Annotated in this window: 19 protein-coding genes; 9 read left to right on the forward strand and 10 right to left on the reverse strand. The window is 63.3% G+C overall.

The genetic code is table 11. The features are described 5' to 3' along the window. Window positions 1-5 precede the first annotated feature (5 nt). Window positions 6-989, forward strand: coding sequence for an IS110 family RNA-guided transposase (locus ACY3GB_RS14610; RefSeq protein WP_463090944.1), 984 nt, complete (start codon window positions 6-8; stop codon window positions 987-989). A gap of 262 nt (window positions 990-1,251) precedes the next feature. Here the strand turns inward: ACY3GB_RS14610 and ACY3GB_RS14615 are convergent, their stop codons facing one another. The 8 genes from ACY3GB_RS14615 to ACY3GB_RS14650 form a co-directional block, all read right to left on the reverse strand. Next, window positions 1,252-1,737, reverse strand: a complete 486-nt coding sequence (locus ACY3GB_RS14615) for a hypothetical protein (protein WP_463089378.1) — start codon at window positions 1,735-1,737, stop codon at window positions 1,252-1,254. 88 nt (window positions 1,738-1,825) lie between these two features. After that, window positions 1,826-2,230: a hypothetical protein gene (locus tag ACY3GB_RS14620; protein WP_463089379.1), complete on the reverse strand. Its 405-nt coding sequence runs from the start codon at window positions 2,228-2,230 to the stop codon at window positions 1,826-1,828. Between the two features lie 307 nt (window positions 2,231-2,537). After that, window positions 2,538-3,317: an EAL domain-containing protein gene (locus tag ACY3GB_RS14625; RefSeq protein ID WP_463089380.1), complete on the reverse strand. Its 780-nt coding sequence runs from the start codon at window positions 3,315-3,317 to the stop codon at window positions 2,538-2,540. Between the two features lie 152 nt (window positions 3,318-3,469). Beyond that, window positions 3,470-4,234, reverse strand: a complete 765-nt coding sequence (locus ACY3GB_RS14630; RefSeq protein WP_463089381.1) for a DeoR/GlpR family DNA-binding transcription regulator — start codon at window positions 4,232-4,234, stop codon at window positions 3,470-3,472. Between the two features lie 72 nt (window positions 4,235-4,306). Further along, entirely contained in the window at window positions 4,307-5,401 is a 1,095-nt protein-coding gene (locus ACY3GB_RS14635; protein ID WP_463089382.1) for an NAD(P)/FAD-dependent oxidoreductase, read from the reverse strand. Between the two features lie 10 nt (window positions 5,402-5,411). After that, on the reverse strand, window positions 5,412-5,924 hold the full coding sequence (locus ACY3GB_RS14640; protein WP_463089383.1) for a GNAT family N-acetyltransferase: 513 nt from the start codon (window positions 5,922-5,924) through the stop codon (window positions 5,412-5,414). Then, window positions 5,921-7,342, reverse strand: a complete 1,422-nt coding sequence (locus tag ACY3GB_RS14645) for an aminotransferase-like domain-containing protein (protein WP_463089384.1) — start codon at window positions 7,340-7,342, stop codon at window positions 5,921-5,923. The genes ACY3GB_RS14640 and ACY3GB_RS14645 overlap by 4 nt, the downstream gene beginning before the upstream one ends. A gap of 4 nt (window positions 7,343-7,346) precedes the next feature. Beyond that, on the reverse strand, window positions 7,347-7,676 hold the full coding sequence (locus ACY3GB_RS14650; protein WP_463089385.1) for a DHCW motif cupin fold protein: 330 nt from the start codon (window positions 7,674-7,676) through the stop codon (window positions 7,347-7,349). Between the two features lie 132 nt (window positions 7,677-7,808). Between ACY3GB_RS14650 and ACY3GB_RS14655 the strand changes: the two genes are divergently transcribed. From ACY3GB_RS14655 to ACY3GB_RS14680, 6 genes are all read left to right on the forward strand, one after another. After that, a complete protein-coding gene (locus tag ACY3GB_RS14655) occupies window positions 7,809-9,014 on the forward strand; it encodes a benzoate/H(+) symporter BenE family transporter (protein ID WP_463089386.1) in 1,206 nt (401 codons plus the stop codon). Window positions 9,015-9,111: 97 nt separating this feature from the next. Then, window positions 9,112-10,500 carry an aminopeptidase P family protein gene (locus ACY3GB_RS14660; RefSeq protein ID WP_463089387.1) on the forward strand — a complete coding sequence of 463 codons (1,389 nt, stop codon included), beginning with the start codon at window positions 9,112-9,114 and terminating at the stop codon, window positions 10,498-10,500. A gap of 124 nt (window positions 10,501-10,624) precedes the next feature. Beyond that, window positions 10,625-11,449, forward strand: a complete 825-nt coding sequence (locus ACY3GB_RS14665; protein ID WP_463089388.1) for a helix-turn-helix domain-containing protein — start codon at window positions 10,625-10,627, stop codon at window positions 11,447-11,449. Window positions 11,450-11,523: 74 nt separating this feature from the next. Continuing rightward, entirely contained in the window at window positions 11,524-12,021 is a 498-nt protein-coding gene (locus ACY3GB_RS14670) for a DUF2867 domain-containing protein (RefSeq protein WP_463089389.1), read from the forward strand. A 462-nt stretch (window positions 12,022-12,483) separates the two neighbouring features. After that, window positions 12,484-13,056, forward strand: a complete 573-nt coding sequence (locus ACY3GB_RS14675; RefSeq protein ID WP_463089390.1) for an acyltransferase family protein — start codon at window positions 12,484-12,486, stop codon at window positions 13,054-13,056. Next, on the forward strand, window positions 12,978-14,522 hold the full coding sequence (locus ACY3GB_RS14680) for an acyltransferase family protein (RefSeq protein WP_463089391.1): 1,545 nt from the start codon (window positions 12,978-12,980) through the stop codon (window positions 14,520-14,522). The genes ACY3GB_RS14675 and ACY3GB_RS14680 overlap by 79 nt, the downstream gene beginning before the upstream one ends. 328 nt (window positions 14,523-14,850) lie before the next feature. Here the strand turns inward: ACY3GB_RS14680 and rng are convergent, their stop codons facing one another. After that, entirely contained in the window at window positions 14,851-16,347 is a 1,497-nt protein-coding gene (rng, locus tag ACY3GB_RS14685) for a ribonuclease G (protein WP_463089392.1), read from the reverse strand. A 14-nt stretch (window positions 16,348-16,361) separates the two neighbouring features. Continuing rightward, window positions 16,362-16,958 carry a Maf family protein gene (locus ACY3GB_RS14690; protein ID WP_463089393.1) on the reverse strand — a complete coding sequence of 199 codons (597 nt, stop codon included), beginning with the start codon at window positions 16,956-16,958 and terminating at the stop codon, window positions 16,362-16,364. Window positions 16,959-17,233: 275 nt separating this feature from the next. Here ACY3GB_RS14690 and ACY3GB_RS14695 point away from each other — a divergent pair, with 275 nt between their 5' ends. Continuing rightward, a complete protein-coding gene (locus ACY3GB_RS14695; protein ID WP_463089394.1) occupies window positions 17,234-18,400 on the forward strand; it encodes a multidrug effflux MFS transporter in 1,167 nt (388 codons plus the stop codon). A 98-nt stretch (window positions 18,401-18,498) separates the two neighbouring features. Beyond that, window positions 18,499-19,287 carry a 16S rRNA (adenine(1518)-N(6)/adenine(1519)-N(6))-dimethyltransferase RsmA gene (rsmA, locus tag ACY3GB_RS14700; RefSeq protein ID WP_463089395.1) on the forward strand — a complete coding sequence of 263 codons (789 nt, stop codon included), beginning with the start codon at window positions 18,499-18,501 and terminating at the stop codon, window positions 19,285-19,287. Window positions 19,288-19,442: the final 155 nt, after the last annotated feature.

Raw genomic sequence — 19,442 nt, forward strand, 5'->3', positions numbered from 1 at the left:
GCTTTATGCATTATCTCGGAATAGACGTAGCCAAAGCCAAACTGGACTGCACTCTTTTGCTGGATGCCGCCAACAAACGCAAAGCCAAATGCGTGAGCAACGATAAAACCGGCATTCATGCTCTGTTGTCATGGCTGACCAAGCAAGGCCTGGAGCCCCGGCAGGTTCATGCCGTGATGGAAGGCACCGGCGTGTATCACGAACAAGCAGCCATCGCCTTGTGCGATGCCGGTGTGATCGTTTCCATCATCAACCCGGCGCAAATCCGCGACTTCGCTAAAGGCTTGGCGATTCGAACCAAGACCGATGGCGTAGATAGCTTGGTCCTGGCGCGTTATGGAGCCTTGCTCCAACCTATGGCCTGGATTCCTCCCAGCCGGCAAGCCCGTGCGCTACAGGCGTTGCTGGCTCGGCGCGAGGCGCTGCAGCAGGATCTTCGCCGTGAGCTGAATCGGCAAGAAAAAGCCGAAGCCACCGATACACCAGAGCTGATTCAGCAGTCGCTGATCGAGTCGATTGCGTTTATCGGAACACAACTGGCCAAGTTGCAGCAGGATATCGACGACCATATTGACCGTCACCCGGAATTGAAAGCGGACCTGGCCCTGTTGAGCAGCATTCCGGCCATTGGCCCGCAGTCGGGCAGCAATCTTCTGGCCACCATGCATACCCATCATTTCGTCAGCGCCGAGCAATTGGCCGCATATCTCGGTTTGGTGCCAGTGGAACGTCAATCAGGTAGTTCGCTCTTGGGCCGAGCTCACCTATCCAAAGCTGGGCCAGCGCGCCTTCGAGCCGTGCTGTATATGGCAGCAGTGGTCGCCATACGATACAACCCACATGTTAAGGCGCTGTATCACCGATTATTAGCGCGGGGCAAGACGAAAATGTCCGCCCTGGGAGCAGCTATGCGCAAGCTTGTCCATCTGTGCTTTGGCGTGCTGAAAACACGCCAACCTTACCGGGCCGACTACGCAAGAGCCGCTTGACGTGAAAGACGGTATCTACGGCCCTGGCCTGGCTCAGCCTGGGGCTGGACCGGAGCGGTGATAGCTGGCGAGCCAAGGCCCGCCCCGCGGATGTGTCAGTTTGATGGCGGCCTAGGTTAGTGGGTACGCAGTGAGCGTCGGATCACCCCGTGAACGGGGTATCCGCCCTACGCGAAATCATCAATCGTAGGGCGGAATCCCGGCACAGCCGGGAGTTCCGCCAAAGCACGCCCATCTTGGCAATACCCGGGATGCGCGGTTGTTAGTTTTCAACTAGCGGAAGCAAATGAGCCTTGGCTTCGTTGAATGCGCGGACGACGTGGCGCTGGAGATAGATTCCCTGCGAGCCAAAGAAAAAGCATATGTCGTCATGGTATTTTGATAATTGCTCAAAATCCCCGATTTTTAACAAACTCGCTTGACCGAAGACCACGTTGAAGGTTGCTTTCACGCCCGCCTCGATGTAGTGATTCTCGGAGTCTGGGTGGCAAAAAGCGTCCCTCACGTACTTTATGAGGTGGGTGACATCTTTGATTTTCTCGGTCTGCTTGACGTCGTCGGCGAAAGCAATGCGTCGACCGAGCTTTTCGGACTTGTACATCAGGTCACGAAGAGCGATGAGAAGCTCGATGAATGCCGCCCGAAAGAGCACATGACGAGAATTGGTCGGCTGGAATATACCGCAGGTAAGCAGCTCATCTATCCGCAGGATTGAGCTTTCGATGTCAGATTTTGTGTGAAAGTCCACGGCGCTGTTTCCTTCCATTGAACGCTAATGCTGGACGTAAGCTGCCGCCGGAGCTGCGCAGCTTTGGGCGGTCACGTTGACCGAAAGGTTAGGCGCTTTTTTCATGCCGATTTTCCGAAGTAACCCGCTGAATTGAGAAAACTTCTAATTGCGCCAACCAAGACCCAGAAGGACCAAAGCCACCGTGATGATGAAACTCGCGCTCGGGTGAAGGATTGGATGTGGTTTGAACAATGCCATGCACTCGAACTCTTTTTCCAAGCCAATGAGCAAGAGCAGAGTGATTGGGCTGAATGCTCCCATTGCCAAAAGCTAGCCAAACACTAGATCGATAGATTGGGCCACTAACTTCGTCATTCGTACGGCGCTCAGACTTTGGATAGTGAAGAAGCTCATAGCCCTCAGGCTGCACGTTAAGAATGCCCTCGACTTCAATTGGATTGCCTCGTGTTGAGGGCAGCTCATCTAGCAATTGATTCACAGAGCGGTGCATGTAACAGCGCCTAACTTGTAATTAGCCACCCGAAATGTCGGGTGAAAACCACCAGATTGTGGTGCATAAGAATTATGCCGTCAAAATTTTAATATTAAAATCATGACAATGCCGGCCCACCTGATTCTTGCAGGGGCCTAAAATTGGACAAAACACACCACTTGCTTGGGGCGATGCCGTGTCCCCCCGAGTAATTGATGGGTATTTTGCATATGGCGTTGGCCGCATTGCGCAGGCGCGCCCATGAAGCCCCGTAGCGCGGCTTAGCTGCAGGCCATACCCGCGATTCCCAATAAGCCCCCGCGCGCTACAGCTGGCGGGCTACCGCCAGCTCGCCCGGCCTGCCCAGGTGATAGCCCTGGTAGAGTTCCACGCCGAGCGCGCGCATCGCTTCCTGCTGCTCGGCGGTTTCTATCCCTTCCACCAGCATCCGGCTGCCGATCTGCCAGCCGAACTCCAGCAGCGCCGGCAGCCTTTGCGTCTCGCCAGCCATGTGGTCCAACAGCAGACTGCGGTCGATCTTGATGATGTCCGGGCTCAGCTCGCCCATCCTGTCGCGGCGCGAAGGCAGCGCGCCGAAATCGTCCACCGCCAGGCCGAAGCCCATTTCCGCCGCGTGGCGCATGCCGTTCAGCAGCGGCTGGCCGTGGTGTTCCACTTCGAATTCCGGCAGCTCGAAGATCACGCCGCCGCTGTCCAGCTCCACGCTTTGCAGCATGCTGCTCAGCAGCGGCAGGTGGGTGCGGCCGCTCTGGTCTTGCTGCACGGTGGCGGGCATCAGGTTCAGGCACAGGCAGCCGCCCTGGCCGCTCTGGGCGAAGTTGCGCACGTGGATCAGCCGCGCCAGGCGGTCGGCCTCCAGCGCCAGGTCCGGCGCCAGCGAGGCGAGAAAGCGGTCCGGCGGCAGCCATTCGCCGCCCTCGTCCACCACCCGCAGCAGCGCCTCGTGGCCGAACAGGCTGCCGCCCTTGTAGAAGATGGGCTGGAACGCGCTCAGCAGGCGGTAGCCGGCCAGGCTGGCGCAGTAGCGGCCGGAAGCGTCGCGGAACAGCATGCTGCCCGCCTGCGCGCCAAGAGTGGGCTGCATGGCGCACCTGCCTTGGTGAGGAATCGATGCTTCAGCATAGCAAAATCACGTAGCGGAATAAGACGCGCTAACAAAATCTTGCAGAGTATTCCGGCCCGCGGAGCGGTTGTTTTCCGGCCTGGAGGCCGGCGGCGGAAACCGTCGGCTGGCGTTCATTCCGCCAGATGCAGCTGGGTGCCGGATTCCTCGATGACGCGGGCGATGGCCGGCGGCACCGGCTTGTCGGTGAACAGCGCGGCGATCTGGGAAAGCCGGCCCAGCTCCACCAGCGCCGGGCGGTCGAATTTGCTGTGGTCGGCGGCCAGGAACACCTGGCGCGACTGCTGGATGATGGCCTCGGTGGTGCGCACCTCGCGGTAGTCGTAGTCGCGCAGCGTGCCGTCGGATTCGATGCTGGACACGCCGATGATGCCGTAGTCGACGCGGAACTGGCGGATCATCTGCACCGTCGCCTCGCCGGTCAGGCCGCGATCGCGCTTGCGCAGCGAGCCGCCCAGCACGATCACCTCGCAGTCCGGGTAGTCGCACATCTGCTCGGCCACGTGCAGGTTGTTGGTGATCACTCTCAGGCCGCGGTGGCGGTGCAGCGCCTTGGCCACTTCCTCGGTGGTGGTGCCCAGGTTGATGAACAGCGAGGCGTTGTCCGGGATGTGACGGGCCAGGCAGGCGGCGATGCGGCGCTTTTCCTCGATGCACAGCACCTGCCGCGCCTGGTAGGCGACGTTCTCGACGCTGGACAGCACGCTGGCGCCGCCGTGGTAGCGCTGCAGCAGCTGGTGTTCGGACAGCAGCGCGATGTCGCGGCGTATGGTCTGGCGGGTGACGGAGAAGTGGTCGGCCAGCTTTTCCACGCTGACGTAGCTCTCGCGCTTGACCAGGTCCAGCAGCTCTTGTTGACGTTGATTCAGAATCAGCATGCTTGTTGTTTCTCCGCGTATTGCGGCTGATTGTAAGCGATTTGCATCCGCGCCCGTCAACGCCCGGCCCGGCTAGCCGAGCAGCCGGGCGCGGGTCTCTTCGGCGATGGCGAGGCAGCTGGTCAGTCCCGGCGACTCGATGCCGAACAGGTTGACCAGGCCCTGGGCGCCGTGGACCGCGCGCCCCTGGATGACGAAATCCGCGTCCGGCTCGCCGGGGCCGGCGATCTTGGCGCGGATGCCGGCGTAGCCGGGCGTCAGCGAGCCGTCGGGCAGTTGCGGCCACCAGGCGCGCACCGCGTGGTAGAAGGCGGCCGCGCGCGCCGGATCGACGTGGTAGTTGACGCCGTCCACCCATTCCACGTCCGGGCCGAAGCGCGCCTGGCCGGAGAGGTCCAGCGTCAGGTGGCTGCCCAGGCCGCCGGCTTCCGGCAGCGGGTAGATCAGCCGCGAGAACGGCGCCAGGCCCTGCAGCGAGAAATAGACGCCGCGCGCGTAGCGGGCCTTCGGAATCGCCTCGACGGGCTGGCCGGCGATGGCGCGGGCGAGGTCGGGCGCGAACAGGCCGGCGGCGTTGACCACCTTGTCCGCCAGCAGCTCCATGCCGGCGACGCGCAGCACGATGCCGTCGGCGGTGACCGCGCCGCTCTCCACCGGCGATGCCAGCGCCAGCTGCGCGCCGGCGGCTTCGGCGTCGGCGAGCAAGGACAGCATCAGCGCGTGGCTGTCGACGATGCCGGTGGACGGCGACAGCAGCGCGGCCGCGCAGCCTAGCGCCGGCTCCAGCGCGCGGGCTTCGGCGGCGGAGAGCCGCCGGATGTCGTCCACGCCGTTGGCGCGCGCCTGTCGTTCCAGCGCGGCGAGCCTGGCCAGCTGGCCGCGGCGGCTGGCGACGATCAGCTTGCCCAGTCGCCGGTGCGGCACCGCCCGCTCGGCGCAATAGCGGTACAGCGCGTCGCGCCCGGCCACGCACAGCTTCGCCTTCAGGCTGCCGGCCGGGTAGTACAGGCCGGCGTGGATCACCTCGCTGTTGCGGCTGGACGCGTGCAGGCCGATCGCCCGCTCTGCTTCGACGATCATCACCTCGCGTCCGGCCTCGGCCAGCGCCTTGGCGACGGCCAGGCCGACCACGCCGGCGCCGATGACTACCATGTCTATCCTGTCCATCGGCCTGTCCTCATGTCCGGGGGCGGCGCATCGCGACGCGGTTGCGCAGCCCGGCCGCCGCCTCGGCGCGCAGCTGGTCGGCCAGCGCGCTGCCGGCGGGAGGCTCGAATTCCATGAAGCCGTGGCGGCGGTAGAATGGCGCGTTCCACGGCAGGTGGGCGAAGGTGGTGAGCGTGACGGCGGCGCAGCCGCGCGGCCCGGCCTGGGCCAGCGTGTGCCGCAGCAGCGCGGAGCCGATGCCGCGGCGGGCGTGGTCCGGGTCCACGTCCATCTCGGCCAGGTGCAGCTGGCCGTCCACGATCTCCGCCAGCGCGAAGCCGACCGGCAGGCTGGTGTCGTCCGCCACCCACAGCAGGCCGGCGTCGCGGGCGGCGCTCAGGGTCTCGGCCGGCAGCGTGTGCTCGGCCAGCGCGGCAGGCAGGTCCGCGGGGGAGAACAGCCGCGCGGCGCGGCGCTCTATCCGCGCCAGCAGCGGCAGTTCGGCCGCCTCGGGAGGGCGGATCAGCAAGCCGTTTTCTATCATGCGGTCCTCAGTTGTTCGGCGGCCAGCCGGCCCAGCCGGACGATGGCCGCTTGCTGCGCGGCGTCCCAGGGCTGGCCGAAATTCAGCCGCAGGCAATGGCGGAAGCGGGGCTCGGCCGAGAACAGCATGCCCGGCGCGAAGCTGATCGATTCCTTCAGCGCCGCCTCCAGCAGCCGGCCGCTGTCCAGGCGCTCCGGCCCCTCCACCCACAGCAGCAGGCCGCCCTGCGGCCGCCGCAGCCGGGTGCCGCGCGGAAAGGCGGCCAGCACCGCGTCGGCCACCCGCTCCATCTGCTCCGCCAGCCGCGCGCGCAGCCGCTGCGAGATGCGCGCGTAGTCGCCGCTGGCCAACAGGTCGGCTAGCGTGCCCAGCAGCAGCGCCGGGCTGACCAGGCTGCTGCTGGCGCGCAGCCGCTCCAGCGCCGCGTGGTGGCGGCCGCCGGACAGCCAGCCCAGCCGGAACGACGGCGCCAGGCTCTTGGTGAAGGACGCGCAGTAGATCACGTCGCCGTCGCGGTCCCAGGCTTTCAGCGGCGTCGGCCGGCGCTTGCCGAAGTACAGCTCGCCGAACACGTCGTCCTCGATGATGGAGACGCCGTGGCGGCGCGCCAGCGCCAGCAGCCGCTTCTTGTTGTCGTCCGGCATCAGCGCGCCGGTGGGGTTCTGATAGTTGGTCACCGTCACCAGGCAGCGCACCGGCGGGCCGTAGCGCAGCGCGAATTCCAGCGCCTCCAGCGACAGGCCGGCGTCCGGCGTGCACGGAATCTCCAGCGCCTTCAGCCCCAGCGCCGCCAGCGTCTGCAGCAGGCCGAAGTACACCGGCGTCTCCACCGCCACCGTGTCGCCCGGGCGGGTCAGGTGGCGCAGCGCCAGGCTGATGCCCTCGGTGATGCCGTTGCAGAACAGGATCTCGTCCGGCGTCACCGCCAGCTGCCAGGACGCGGCCATCTGCTGCAGCTTCAGGCACAGCCGCTCGTGCTGGCCGGCCGGCAGGTAGGCGCCGATCAGCTCCGGCTGGCGCAGCAGCGTCTGCTGCAGCCGCCGCGCCAGATCGGCGGCCGGATACAGGCTGTGGTGGGCTTCGGCCATGTGCAGTTGCACCGCCACGTCCGACGCCGACAGCGCCACCAGCTGCGACATGCGGCTGTCCACATCCACCAGCGTGGCCGGAGAAGGCAGCGCGCGGGCGGGCGGCTGGCCGGCGGCGCGGGCCGGCAGCGCGGCGTAGAAGCCGGCGCGCGGCCGCGCCACCACCCGCTGCTTCTGCTCCAGCCAGCGGTAGGCGGCCAGCGCGGTCAGGCTGTTGACGCCATGGTGGGCGGCCAGCTGTCGCACCGAGGGCAGTTTGCCGCCGGGCGGGAATTCGCCGGCGTCCAGGCGGGCCTGCAGCAGCCGGGCGATGTCCTGGTATTGCGGCATGGGCTTAGTCGACGATGAACAGCTTGGCGCCTTGCGGCGCGCGGGAGCGATGGGCCTCGGCCCGGTCCGCCACCTGGTAGCTCATGCCGGGCGTGAGGACGAAGACGCGGCCGTCGTCCAGCTCGGTGTGCAGCTCGCCCTCCAGGCACAGCAGGATGTGGCCCTTCTCGCACCAGTAGTCGGCCAGGTAGCCGGCCGTGTATTCCACCATCCGCACCCGGATGTCGCCGAACTGGCGGGTGCGCCAGTAGGCGCGGCCCTGTTCGCCGGGGTGCTCGGCGGCGGGGATGTCCGCCCAGTCGGTGACGCCGAAGGGAATGCCGGTCAACTGCATGCGGGGCTCCTGAGGATGGCTGTTATATAGAACAGATGCGGCCCAGCATAAACTGTTTGGCGCGCTTGTGGGAGTCTGCGGCGCGCAGGCCGTGGCACGCTGGCGACATTGGTTTTCATCAGGAGAGTCGCCATGTGGCAAACCTTGCGGCGCGACGCCGCCCCTTCCACCCTGCTGGCCGCCGTTCTGGCCCTGCTGGTCGGCTTTTCCGGGCCGTTTCTGATCATCGTCCACGCCGCCCAGTCGGCCGGGCTGTCGCAGGGGCAGCTGGCGTCCTGGGTGTGGGCGGTATCCATCGGCTCCGGCGTGGCCGGCCTGTGGCTGAGCCTGCGCTGGAAAACGCCGGTGATCGCCGCCTGGAGCACGCCGGGCGCGGCGCTGCTGCTGGCCGCCCTGCCCGGCGTGCCGTATCCGGAGGCGGTGGGCGCCTTCCTCGCCGCCGCCGCCATCGTCACGCTGGTGGGCGTCAGCGGCTTGTTCGATCGCCTGATGGCGCTGTTCCCGCCGGCGCTGGCGGCGGCCTTGCTGGCCGGCATCCTGTTTCATTTCGTCGGCGAAGTGGTGGCCGAGGCGACGGGCCATCTGGGCCTGGTGCTGGCGATGGCGGCGCTGTTTTTCATCGGCCGCCGCTGGTTTCCCCGCTGGGCGCTGCTGGCCGCCATCGCGGCCGGCGCGGCCTTGTCCGCCGGCGAGCTGCATGCGCCGGCGGCCGCGTCGTTGCATGCCGTCGCCGCGCCGTTGTTCACCTGGCCGGCCTGGTCGTGGTCCGCTTTCGTCAACCTGGCCCTGCCGCTGGCGCTGCTGGCGCTGACCAGCCAGTTCCTGCCCGGCATGGCGGTGCTGCGCGCCTTCGGCTATGAAGTGCCGGCGCGCTCGCCGGTGACCGCGCTGGGCCTGGCGTCGATGCTCACCGCGCCGTTCGGCGGCCATGGCGTGACGCTGGCCGCCATCATCGCCGCCATCTGCACCGGGCCGGAAGCGCATCCGGACCGCAGCCGCCGTTACGTGGCCGGCGTGTTCTGCGGGCTGATCTACATCGTCATGGGCGTGATGGGCGGCGCGCTGGCGGCGCTGGCGCTGGCCTTGCCCAAGCCCTTGCTGGTGACGGCGGCCGGCCTGGCGCTGTTCGGCACGCTGGCGTCGTCGCTGGGCGCGGCGCTGGCCGATGCCGAGCACCGCGAGTCGGCGCTGCTCACCTTCGTGGTGGCGGCCTCCGGCGTCAGCTTCGCCGGCCTGGGCGCGCCGCTGTGGGCGATGCTGGCCGGCGGCCTGCTGTGTCGGCTGCTGAGCCCGGTCAAACCCGCGCCGGAAAAGGCCGTGGAGGCGCCAGCACGCTGAGGCGGCGGCTGGCCGGCGGGGGCCGCGCGTGATAACTTAGGCGGTTGAATATACCCGCAGCGGCGCCTCCCGCCGGCATGCGGCAAAAGGAGAAAACATGTTCGCCCCTTTCGTCTACGCCCAGCGCCGCGCCGGCCTGCAAGCTTCCGGCCTGTCCGGCCTGCTGCTGTTCGTCGGCAACGTCGACTCGCCGATGAATTACCACGACAACACCCTGCCCTTCGTGCAGGACTCCAGCTTCCGCTACTTCTTCGGCTTGAACGAGCCCGGCCTGGCCGGCGTCGTCGACGCCGACAGCGGCGAGGCGACGCTGTTCGGCAATGATCCGGACGTGGCCGACATCGTCTGGACCGGCCCGCTGCCGTCCTTGGCCGAGCGCGCCGCCAAGGCATCGCTCTCGCGCAGCCGCCCGTACGTCGAGCTGGCGCAAGCAGTAGCCGAGGCCCGCGCCGCCGGCCGCCCGGTGCGCTACCTGGCGCCGTACCGCGGCGAGACGCTGATCGAGATGGGCCGCCTGCTGGACACGCATCCGGCCCAGGTGAAGGCGGGCTTCTGTCCCGAGCTGACCCGCGCGGTGGTGGCGCTGCGCGAGATCAAGGGCGAGGAAGAGATCGCCGAGATGGAGGCCGCGCTGGGCGTCACCCACGCCATGCACATCGCCGCGATGCAGAACGCCAAGCCCGGCGTGGTGGAATACCAGGTGGTGGGCATCATGGAAGGCATCATGCGCCGCCACGACTGGCAGCTGGCCTACCCGTCCATCTTCTCCAAGCGCGGCGAAGTGCTGCACAACCACCACCACGACCACGTGCTGCAGCAGGGCGACCTGGTGCTGAACGATACCGGCTGCGCCAGCGGCGGCGGCTACGCCAGCGACATCACCCGCACCTTCCCGGTGGGCGGCAAGTTCTCCACCCGCCAGCGCGAGCTGTACGACATCGTGCTGGAGATGCAGGAGGCCGCCATCGCCGCGGTCAAGCCCGGCGTCAAATACCAGGACATCCACAAGCTGTCCGCCGCCGTGATGGTGGAGCGGATGGCCGAGCTGGGGTTCTTCCATGGCGACGTGGACGCCATCGTCGAATCCGGCGCCTACGCCATCGCCTTCCCGCACGGCCTGGGCCACCAGATCGGCATGGACGTGCACGACATGGAAGCGCTGGGCGAAGACTTGGTGGGCTACGGCGACGGCACCGAGCGCAGCAAGCTGTTCGGCCTGGGCTACCTGCGCCTGGGCAAGGCGCTGAAGGCGGGCATGGTGCTGACCGTGGAGCCCGGCGTCTACTTCATCCCGGCGCTGATCGAGGCCTGGGAGAAGGAAGGCCGCCACAGCCAGTACATCAACTACGCCAAGTTCCGCGAATACGCCGACTTCGGCGGCATCCGCATCGAGGACAACGTGCTGGTGACCGAAACCGGCAGCCGCGTGCTGGGCGAGCCGATCCCGAAGACGGTGGACGAGGTGGAAGCGGTGATGGCGGTGTAAGCCGTCCGGTTAAGCAGCGAGAAACGCCCCGCCCGCGCGGGGCGTTTTCGCATCCGCCGCCCGGATTGACCGGCCAGCCGCGGCGGCGACACAATGACTGCAGTCTATCTCGCGCCAGCCCGCCATGACCCTCCCGCCTCTCCCCGCCTTCTATCCGCCGCCGCCCGGCCTAGGCGCGCTGCTGGGAGACATGCTGGACATCGCGCTGCCGGGCGGCCCGCTGCTGTTGCCGGCCACCCTGCACCCGATGCTGCTGTTCGTCGCCGGCGGCGAGATCCGCCTGGACCACGGCGGCGCGCTGGCCCCGGCCGGCCTGTTGGGCGGCTGCGCCGGCGTGAGGCTGGCCACAGCCTCGCCCAGCACCCGCATCCTGATGGCCTGGCTCAAGCCCGGCCAGCTGCCGCGCCTGTTCGGCATCGCCGCCGCCGACGCCTTCGATGCCTACCTGCCATTGGACTTGCTGCTGCCGCCGGCCTGGCTGTCGCCGTTGACGGACGCCGCCGGCGACGCCTTGCGCCCGCAGGCGGAAACGCTGCTGCGCCGTCTGGCTACCCGGCATGGCCACCGCGCGCCCACGCTGGCACTGCCGTCCGGCTGGCCCGCCCGCAGCGCCGGCGAGCTGGCCGCGCATTTCGGCCTCAGCCTCAGGCAATTCGAGCGCCGTTTCCGCGCCAGCGCCGGCCAGAGCCTGCGCGCCTTCCGGCCGCAGGCGCGGCTGAACCGCCTGTTGCTGAACACCCGTTGGGATTCGCCGCCCGACTGGGCCGACGTGGCCGCCGCCGCCGGCTACGCCGACCAGGCGCATCTGCATCGCGATTTCGTCCGTTTCGCCGGCCGCACGCCTTCAGCCTATGTCCAGGGCCTGGACGACGACCCGGCGCTGCGGCTGTACCGCTTGCCCAAGGCGGCGATTCTGCGGATGTGCGCCGAACCGGGCCTGCGCGCCTGACGCGCGTCGTTTCGCTTCAAGACCGTTTGGTTTCCGTCCGGCAAGCTGGCGCATCGCCACATCGGGAGAGACGCATGTCCGCCCAATACGATTTTTCCGCCATCCCGCTGCTAAACGACGCCGCCAGCCGCTATCCCTGGCAGGACCGCTGCAGCATCCCGCTGCCGCCCGGCGCGACGGCGGCCGACGCCGCCAGCCTGCTGCGCGCCTTCTCCAGCGCCATGCCGCCCTGGGCCCGCGCGCTGATGCGCCTGCGCGACCGGCTGGTGTCGCCATTCGGTCTGAAAACCGCCCGGCCCGCCGCCTCTTCGGCAGAACCCTTTCATGTCGGCCAGCAACTGGGCGTGTTCCGCGTGCTGCATTTGGGCGAGCGCGACGCGGTGCTGGGCGAGGACGACCGCCATCTGGATTTCCGGGTGGTGTTGCAGTGGCGGATGGGCTGCTTGCAGGTGAGCACGCTGGTGCGGCCGCACAATGCGTTGGGGAGGATGTATCTGGCGGCGGTGACGCCGTTTCATCATTTGATCGTGGCGGCGAGCATGAGGCGGATGGCGGAAGTGTTGGGGAAATAGCGCCTATGCGGCGCATATATCCCTGACCCAGCATTGTGCTGCTTTACCTTACTGCTTGTCTCTCTATGTCTAATTGCCTAAGTTCAGGTATTCTATAAGGTTTTTCAGTAGCGCTTTGTTGAGATGGGCGACATCTTGGGTGCCTGACGTGGCGCTGGGCGGGTGTTTTCTTAACTGTTTACGTTGGGGGAAGGGCCGGATGTTGTCTGAATTTGATGTTGGAAAATCGCTTACTGGGCTTTTGATGCGTAAGTGAAGTTATTCATATCAAAATTAAAGCGGTTCTTTTCTTTAGTAATAAACCAGCCTGTTCAGAGTAGGCATGCATTTGTTGATGAATGCTTGGTTTTAGTCTTTGACTATATAAGAATGGCGGCATGCTCAAATGTCATTGTGGGTGAGATATAAAAGACATGAAGTCAGTATTTCATCGATTCTAATTTAAATACCCATTACTATTATATGAAGTTTTTATCATCGCTGACTTTGCCACTGTTTAGCCGCCCTGCACTATTAGACGAAGTGAAGAAAACGGTTCAATATCGTGCAGATATTGATGGCTTGCGTGCAATTGCAGTTCTGCTTGTGCTGTCTTTTCATGGCGGGCTAAGTGTATTTCCTTCCGGATTTATCGGGGTTGATATATTCTTTGTGATTTCAGGATTTTTAATAACCTCTATTTGCTACTGGAGGATAAAAAACAATGACTTCTCATTGGCTGATTTCTATGTAAGAAGGCTGTGGCGATTGCAGCCTAGCTTAATAGCCGTAATTTTATTTACTACTATTTTGGCTGCGCTATATTATTTGCCAGAAGATTTAATAAATTATACAAACAGCACGAGATATGCGACATTATTCATATCTAATCAGCACTTTTCACGAGTTGTGACAAGCTATGCGGCGACAGACTCATCATTTTTACTTTTATTGCATACATGGTCACTATCAATTGAATGGCAGTGGTATTTAATTTGCCAATTGGCTTGGTGGTTCTGTTTAAAAGATTATCCCATCAAAGTGTTAAGCATGTAATATTGGCTTCTACTATAGGAGCGGCGCTACTATCTCTTTACCTTTCCAAGACGTACCCGGATAAGAGTTATTTCCTTCTCACCTCTAGGATGTTTGAGTTCTTAATCGGGAGCTGTATTGTTTTTCTTGGTCAGAATAAGAAAGCACTCAATAACAGCCTGGCAACAGTATTGGGAGCAATCTCTTTTTGTGCGGTAATCGCGGTTGCTGTACTGGAAAATATAGATATCGGTTTTCCAGACTATCATGCATTAATAGTATGCCTTGCTGTTGCGGTGTTGATATTTATTGGTGATGGGGGTAATGGCCTTGTTAATAAAATGCTATCTAACCCCATTTTGGTTTGCATGGGAAAATTATCTTATTCATTATACTTGTGGCACTGGCCCATTTTTGCGGCAGGAAAATATATTGGTTTTGATCAGGATTTAAAATTCAAGATTTTTTGCTATCTTGCAACATTCTTCATTGCTTTTATTTCTTATTTTTTAATTGAAAAGCCATGTAGAAGAATGGATTGGAAGCTAAGGAAAACTGCATTTTTTATGGTTTTCTTACCGATTTTCTTTTCTGCTGTATTATACTCGTCAAGTAACTACCTCAATGGGCTTCCTGAGCGGTTTGGTGCCGAGTACTCGCGAATTGATTCGACAATCAGAGAATACGCTTCGCAAGACAGAAAATCTTGTATCGATGGAGATCCATCAATCATAAGCCCTAGCTGTATTATTGGTGCCAAGCTTTCGAAAAAAAGAGCGCTTTTAATAGGCGATTCTCATTCGAACCATTTTTGGGGCTTTTTCGATGTGCTGGCAAAAGATGCTAATTTGTCTATTTCTGTCCAAGGAACCTCTTCTTGTTTGACTTTGCCAAATATTTATTTATATGATTGGTGGACCTTCAGGAATACTGTTTATAAAGATTGTTATAATAATACACAGCAGTATTATAAGAGAATCAAGGACAGTAAGTTTGACTATGTCATCATTGGCCAGGTTTGGATGAATTATGCAGGGAATAATGTAATTAACAAATTAGGCGATTCACAATCTATTGAATTGTCTCGAAAGCGAATTGAAGCCTCGATCCGAAATGCATTGGGTATGATTGAAGCATCAGGAGCGAAGCCTGTTATTGTTAAAACAATTTATGGCATGCCGTTGAATTATTTTGCTTGTTATTATAAGCATATAAAGCTTAGGCAGGACTATGATGCTAATATGTGTGGTTCTATTGCTTGGAAAGGAGATGAGACGGAGTGGTTCTCTGAATTATTTTCTAGACTTAAAAAAGAGCACCCTGATCTGATTTTCATCGACCCGAAAGACATCCAATGCAAAGGTGGGGTTTGTAAGACCGAGATTGATGGGGTGCCAATTTATAGAGATGTTGGCCATTTAAATGATTATGCATCATATAAATTCGGCAAAGAATATTTGCAGAACTTTCAAAACCCATTTAAGTGAAATAGGTCTCTAAATAAAGGCAAGCGCACTGTCTGCAGCTGAATCTTTATTCATGCAAGGCTGCTCCCAGCTTCGTTGTTTGAATTAATTGTCTGCGAGTGCTCTTTTCCTGAGGGCACTAGCGGGCAATTCAAGCTTGGAGCCTGGCAAGGCTGCTTATCCACAGCTGTGCGCTAAATCATTTTTTATCCACAGCTCACCTGAGTTTGGCCAAAGCCAGCGCAAAACAAAACGGGCAACAGCTCATCGCCATCGCCCGTTCTTGCCTCTCTGCTCCACAAGGATGGAGCCGGCGGAACGCCCGGCCATGCCGGGCCTCCGCCCTACATCACAACAACACCACGTCGAACTGCTCCTGGGTGTAGCTGGACTCCACCGACAGCGACACCGGCTTGCCGATGAAATCCACCAGCATGGCCAGGCTCTGCGACTCCTCGTCCAGAAACATGTCGATCACCGACTGCGCCGCCAGGATGCGGTAGCCCTTGGCGTCATACTGCCGCGCCTCGCGCACGATCTCGCGCTGGATCTCGTAGCACACCGTCTGCGCGGTCTTGATCTCGCCGCGGCTCTGGCAGGTGGGGCAAGGCTCGCACAGGATGTGGGCCAGGCTCTCGCGGGTGCGCTTGCGGGTGATTTCCACCAGTCCCAGGCTGGTGAAGCCGTTCAGCGTCACCCGGGTGCGGTCGCGCGCCATGGCCTTGGCCAGCTCGGCCAGCACCGCGGCCTGGTGCTCGTCGTTGTCCATGTCGATGAAATCGACGATGACGATGCCGCCCAGATTGCGCAGCCGCAGCTGGCGGGCGATCACCTGGGTGGCTTCCAGATTGGTCTTGAAGATGGTTTCGTCGAAGTTGCGGTTGCCGACGAAGCCGCCGGTGTTGACGTCTATCGTCGTCATCGCCTCGGTCTGGTCGACGATCAGGTAGCCACCGAACTTCAGGTTGACGCGGCGGGCCAGCGCCTTCTCGATTTCGGCCTCGATGCCATGCATCTCGAACAGCGGCCGCTCGCCGGCATAGCGTTCGATCTTGTCGACGGCGATTTGCACGTACTGTTCGGCGAACTCCACCATCCGGCTGTAGTTCTCGTTGGAGTCCACCAGCACCTTGTCGGTGTAGCCGCTGACCATGTCGCGCAGCACCCGCACCGCCAGCGGCAGGTCGTCGTACAGCAGGCTCTGCGCCGGCAGCGTCTGCGATTTCTGCTGGATGTCGGACCACAGCTTGGACAGGTATTCGATGTCGGCGGCCAGCTCGTCGTCGCGGGCGGTCTCGGCGCTGGTGCGGATGATGTAGCCCCTGGGGCTGCCGGCCGGCAGCAGCTTTTCCAGCCGCGCCTTCAGGCTGTGGCGCTCGGCGTCGCTTTCAATCTTCTGCGACACGCCGATGTGCTCTTCCTGCGGCAGGTGCACGAGGAAGCGGCCGGCCAGCGAGATCTGCGTCGACAGCCGCGCGCCCTTGGTGCCGATCGGGTCCTTGATCACCTGCACCAGCACGGTCTGGCCTTCGAACAGCATCTTCTCGATGCGTTGCGGCTCGGTGGGGTGCTGGCGCTGTTCCAGCACGTCGGCGATGTGCAGGAAGGCGGCGCGCTCCAGGCCGATCTCGATGAAGGCGCTCTGCATGCCCGGCAGCACGCGCTTCACCTGGCCCAGATAGATGTTGCCGACGATGCCGCGGCTGGCGGCGCGTTCGACGTGCAGTTCCTGGACGATGCCCTCTTCCAGCACCGCGACGCGCGTTTCCTGCGGGGTGATGTTGACCAGGATCTGTTCTTGCGGCCGCGGCAGGTCGCGCGGCAGCGGTATCGATTGATGCAGCATGGGACCCTCCCGGCTCATGGCAGTTCGAAGCCGAATTCGGCCAGGAGCAACGCGGTTTCGTGCACCGGCAGGCCCATCACGCCGGTGTAGCTGCCTTCTATATGTTCGATGAACACGCCGGCCTTGCCCTGGATGCCGTAGGCGCCGGCCTTGTCGAACGGCTCGCCGCTGGCGATGTAGCGCTCGATCTCGGCGTCGGACAGGGGCTTGAAGAACACGTCGGTGATGGAGGTTTTGACGAGCAGCTTGCCGCCGTCGCGCACGGCGACGCTGGTGATGGCCTGATGGCTGCGGCCGGAGAAGGCGCGCAGCATGCGGCGGGCGTCGTCGGCGTCTTCCGGCTTGCCGAAGATCTCGCCATCCTGGGTCACCGTGGTGTCGGCGGCCAGCAGCGGGCGCTCGGGCAGGCCGCAGGAGGAGACCACGCGCCAGCCGGCTTCGGCCTTCTCGCGCGCCAGCCGCTCGGTGTAGGCGACGGCGTCTTCGCCCGGCCGCACCGTCTCGTCGATGTCGGCATGGATGCGTTCCAGATGCAGGCCCAGCTGTTCCAGTATCTCGCGGCGGCGGGGGCTGCCGGAGGCCAGGTATATTCGGGTGTCATTGGTGCTCATGGCAGGCTGCTCGTTTGTTCTTGGGCTGCCGCCTAGGTTACCAGAGCGGCCCCGAGGCAACCATCTCCGCGGCGCGGCGGGCCGCGGCCGGCGCGGATTCGGCCTTTTGATTCAAGGCCTTGCGGCGGCGGGGATTTGGTGAACGATTGTAAGCCCCCGGCGGCATGCCGATCCGCTGATATGCCATTGATTTTTAAAGATGATAATTTTATGCCAATTGGAGATATGGGCAGGGTTTGATAAACTGTCGACTTTCGCCCTTCGAAGCACGCGTCATGCCGCATTCCAGCCTTGCCGTCCGCCAGTCGAATCCGGCCACCGCCGCCGCCATCCTGCTGATTCTGTTCAACCCCTTGGGCGTGGATTTGTACCTGGCCGCGCTGCCGGCGCTGCAGCGCCATTTCCAGGCGGATGTGTCGGCCAGCATCAGCGTGTTCGTGTTCTGTCTGGGCCTGGGCCAGCTCTTGTTCGGCCCGCTGGCGGACCGCGCCGGCCGCCGCCCGGTGGCGCTGGGCGGCCTGCTGGCCTACGCGCTGGGCTCGGCGCTGGCCAGCCTCAGCGATTCGATGGGCAGCTTCATGCTGGCGCGGATGCTGCAGGGCCTGGGGGCCAGCGCCAGCTCGGTGTGCGCGTTCACCATCATCCGCGACTGCTTCTCCGGCAACGCGGCGGCGCAGCGCTACAGCCTGCTCAACGGCGCGCTCAACATCGTGCCGGCGCTGGCGCCGGCGCTGGGCGGGGTGCTGACCGAGCTGTACGGCTGGCAGTCCTGTTTCCTGTTCCTGGCGGTGTCGGCGCTGGCGGCGCTGGCGCTGCTGTCTAAGCTGATGCCGGAGACGCGGCCGGAGCGCGTGGAGAACGCGGCGGGCCCCGGCTTCCTGCAGGTGCTGCGCCATCCGGCGCTGCTGCGCAACGGCGCCTGCAGCAGCACCGCGCTGGGCCTGATCGTCAGCTACGTGACGCTGGCGCCGACGGTGCTGATCGAGCGCGGCGGCCTGTCCACGGCCACCTTCGGCCTGCTGTTCGGCGCCAACGCGCTGCTGATCATGGCGGCCAGCTTCGTCGGCCTGGGACTGATCGGCCGGCTGGGGCCGCGCCGGGTATTGAAGACGGGCCTGGCGATCATGCTGGCGGCCGGCGCGCTGCTGCCGGCGCTGGCGCATCAGCCGGGCGCCTGGCATTACATGCTGCCGATCGCGGTGCTGAGCGTGGGCTTCGCCTTCACGCTGGGCCCGGCGGCGGGCATGGCGATGGCGCCGTTCGCGGAGTCGGCCGGCCGCGCGGCGGCGCTGCTGGGCTGCGCGCAGATGCTGTTCGCGTCGGCCTTGTCGGCCCTGCTGGCCGCGCTGCCGGTGGCGGGCGAGCTGGCGCTGGGCGGCGCGGTGCTGGTTCTGTCGCTGTCCTGCCTGGCGCTGCAATGGCGCGCGCCGGCCAAGGCCTGAGCGCGCGCCGGCCGCCGTCGCGGCCAACTGTCTGAATCGCTTGGGACATTCGCCGCGGCGCGAGTACAATCGCGGCTGTTCCCAAGATTGGCAGATTCATGAGCAAGCACATCCCGCGCAAGCGTTTCGGGCAGAACTTCCTGCAGGACGCCAGCGTCATCGCCGGCATCGTCCACGCGGTCAATCCGCAGCCGGACGATGTCGTGATCGAAATCGGCCCCGGCCTGGGCGCCATCACCAAGCCGCTGCTGGCGCGCCTCAAGCACCTGCACGTGGTGGAGATCGACCGCGACATCATCGAGCGCCTGCGCGCCGAGCATCCGGCCGACAAGCTGACCATCCACGCCGGCGACGCGCTGGCCTTCGACTTCGCCTCGGTCAGCGAGGCGCCGCTGAAGATCGTCGGCAACCTGCCGTACAACATCTCCACGCCGCTGCTGTTCCACCTCGCCACTTACGGCAACCGCGTGCTGGACATGCACTTCATGCTGCAGAAGGAAGTTATCGAGCGGATGGTGGCCGAGCCCTCCACCGCCGACTACGGCCGGCTGTCGGTGATGCTGCAGTACCGCTTCTACATGGAGAACATCCTGTTCGTGCCGCCGGAGGCGTTCTGGCCGCCGCCGAAGGTGGATTCCGCCGTGGTGCGGATGATGCCGGCGCCGGGCCGCTGCGGCGTCGCCCGCGACGAGGCGCTGCTGGAGAAGCTGGTGATCCAGGCCTTCGCCCAGCGCCGCAAGACGCTGCGCAACAACCTGAAGGGTCTGGCCGACGCGGCCGATCTGGAGGCGCTGGACATCGATCCGGGCCTGCGCCCGGAGAACCTGCGGGTGCAGGACTATGTCCGCCTGGCGAACCATTTGTACGACAAGGGCGCGCGCGGCTGAGCGCGTGCCGCGGCCTGCCGCGGTTTCCCGTTGCGCTAAGTTCTGACACAAACAAAAAATAACAGCATACTGTCAGACAATCACTAAAAAGAAGATCATGGCGCCGCGACAGCGGCGCCGCTTTACCCCGCAAAGAGAGTCTATAAGGAGAAACC

The organism is Chromobacterium sp. Ag138, from assembly GCF_055181315.1.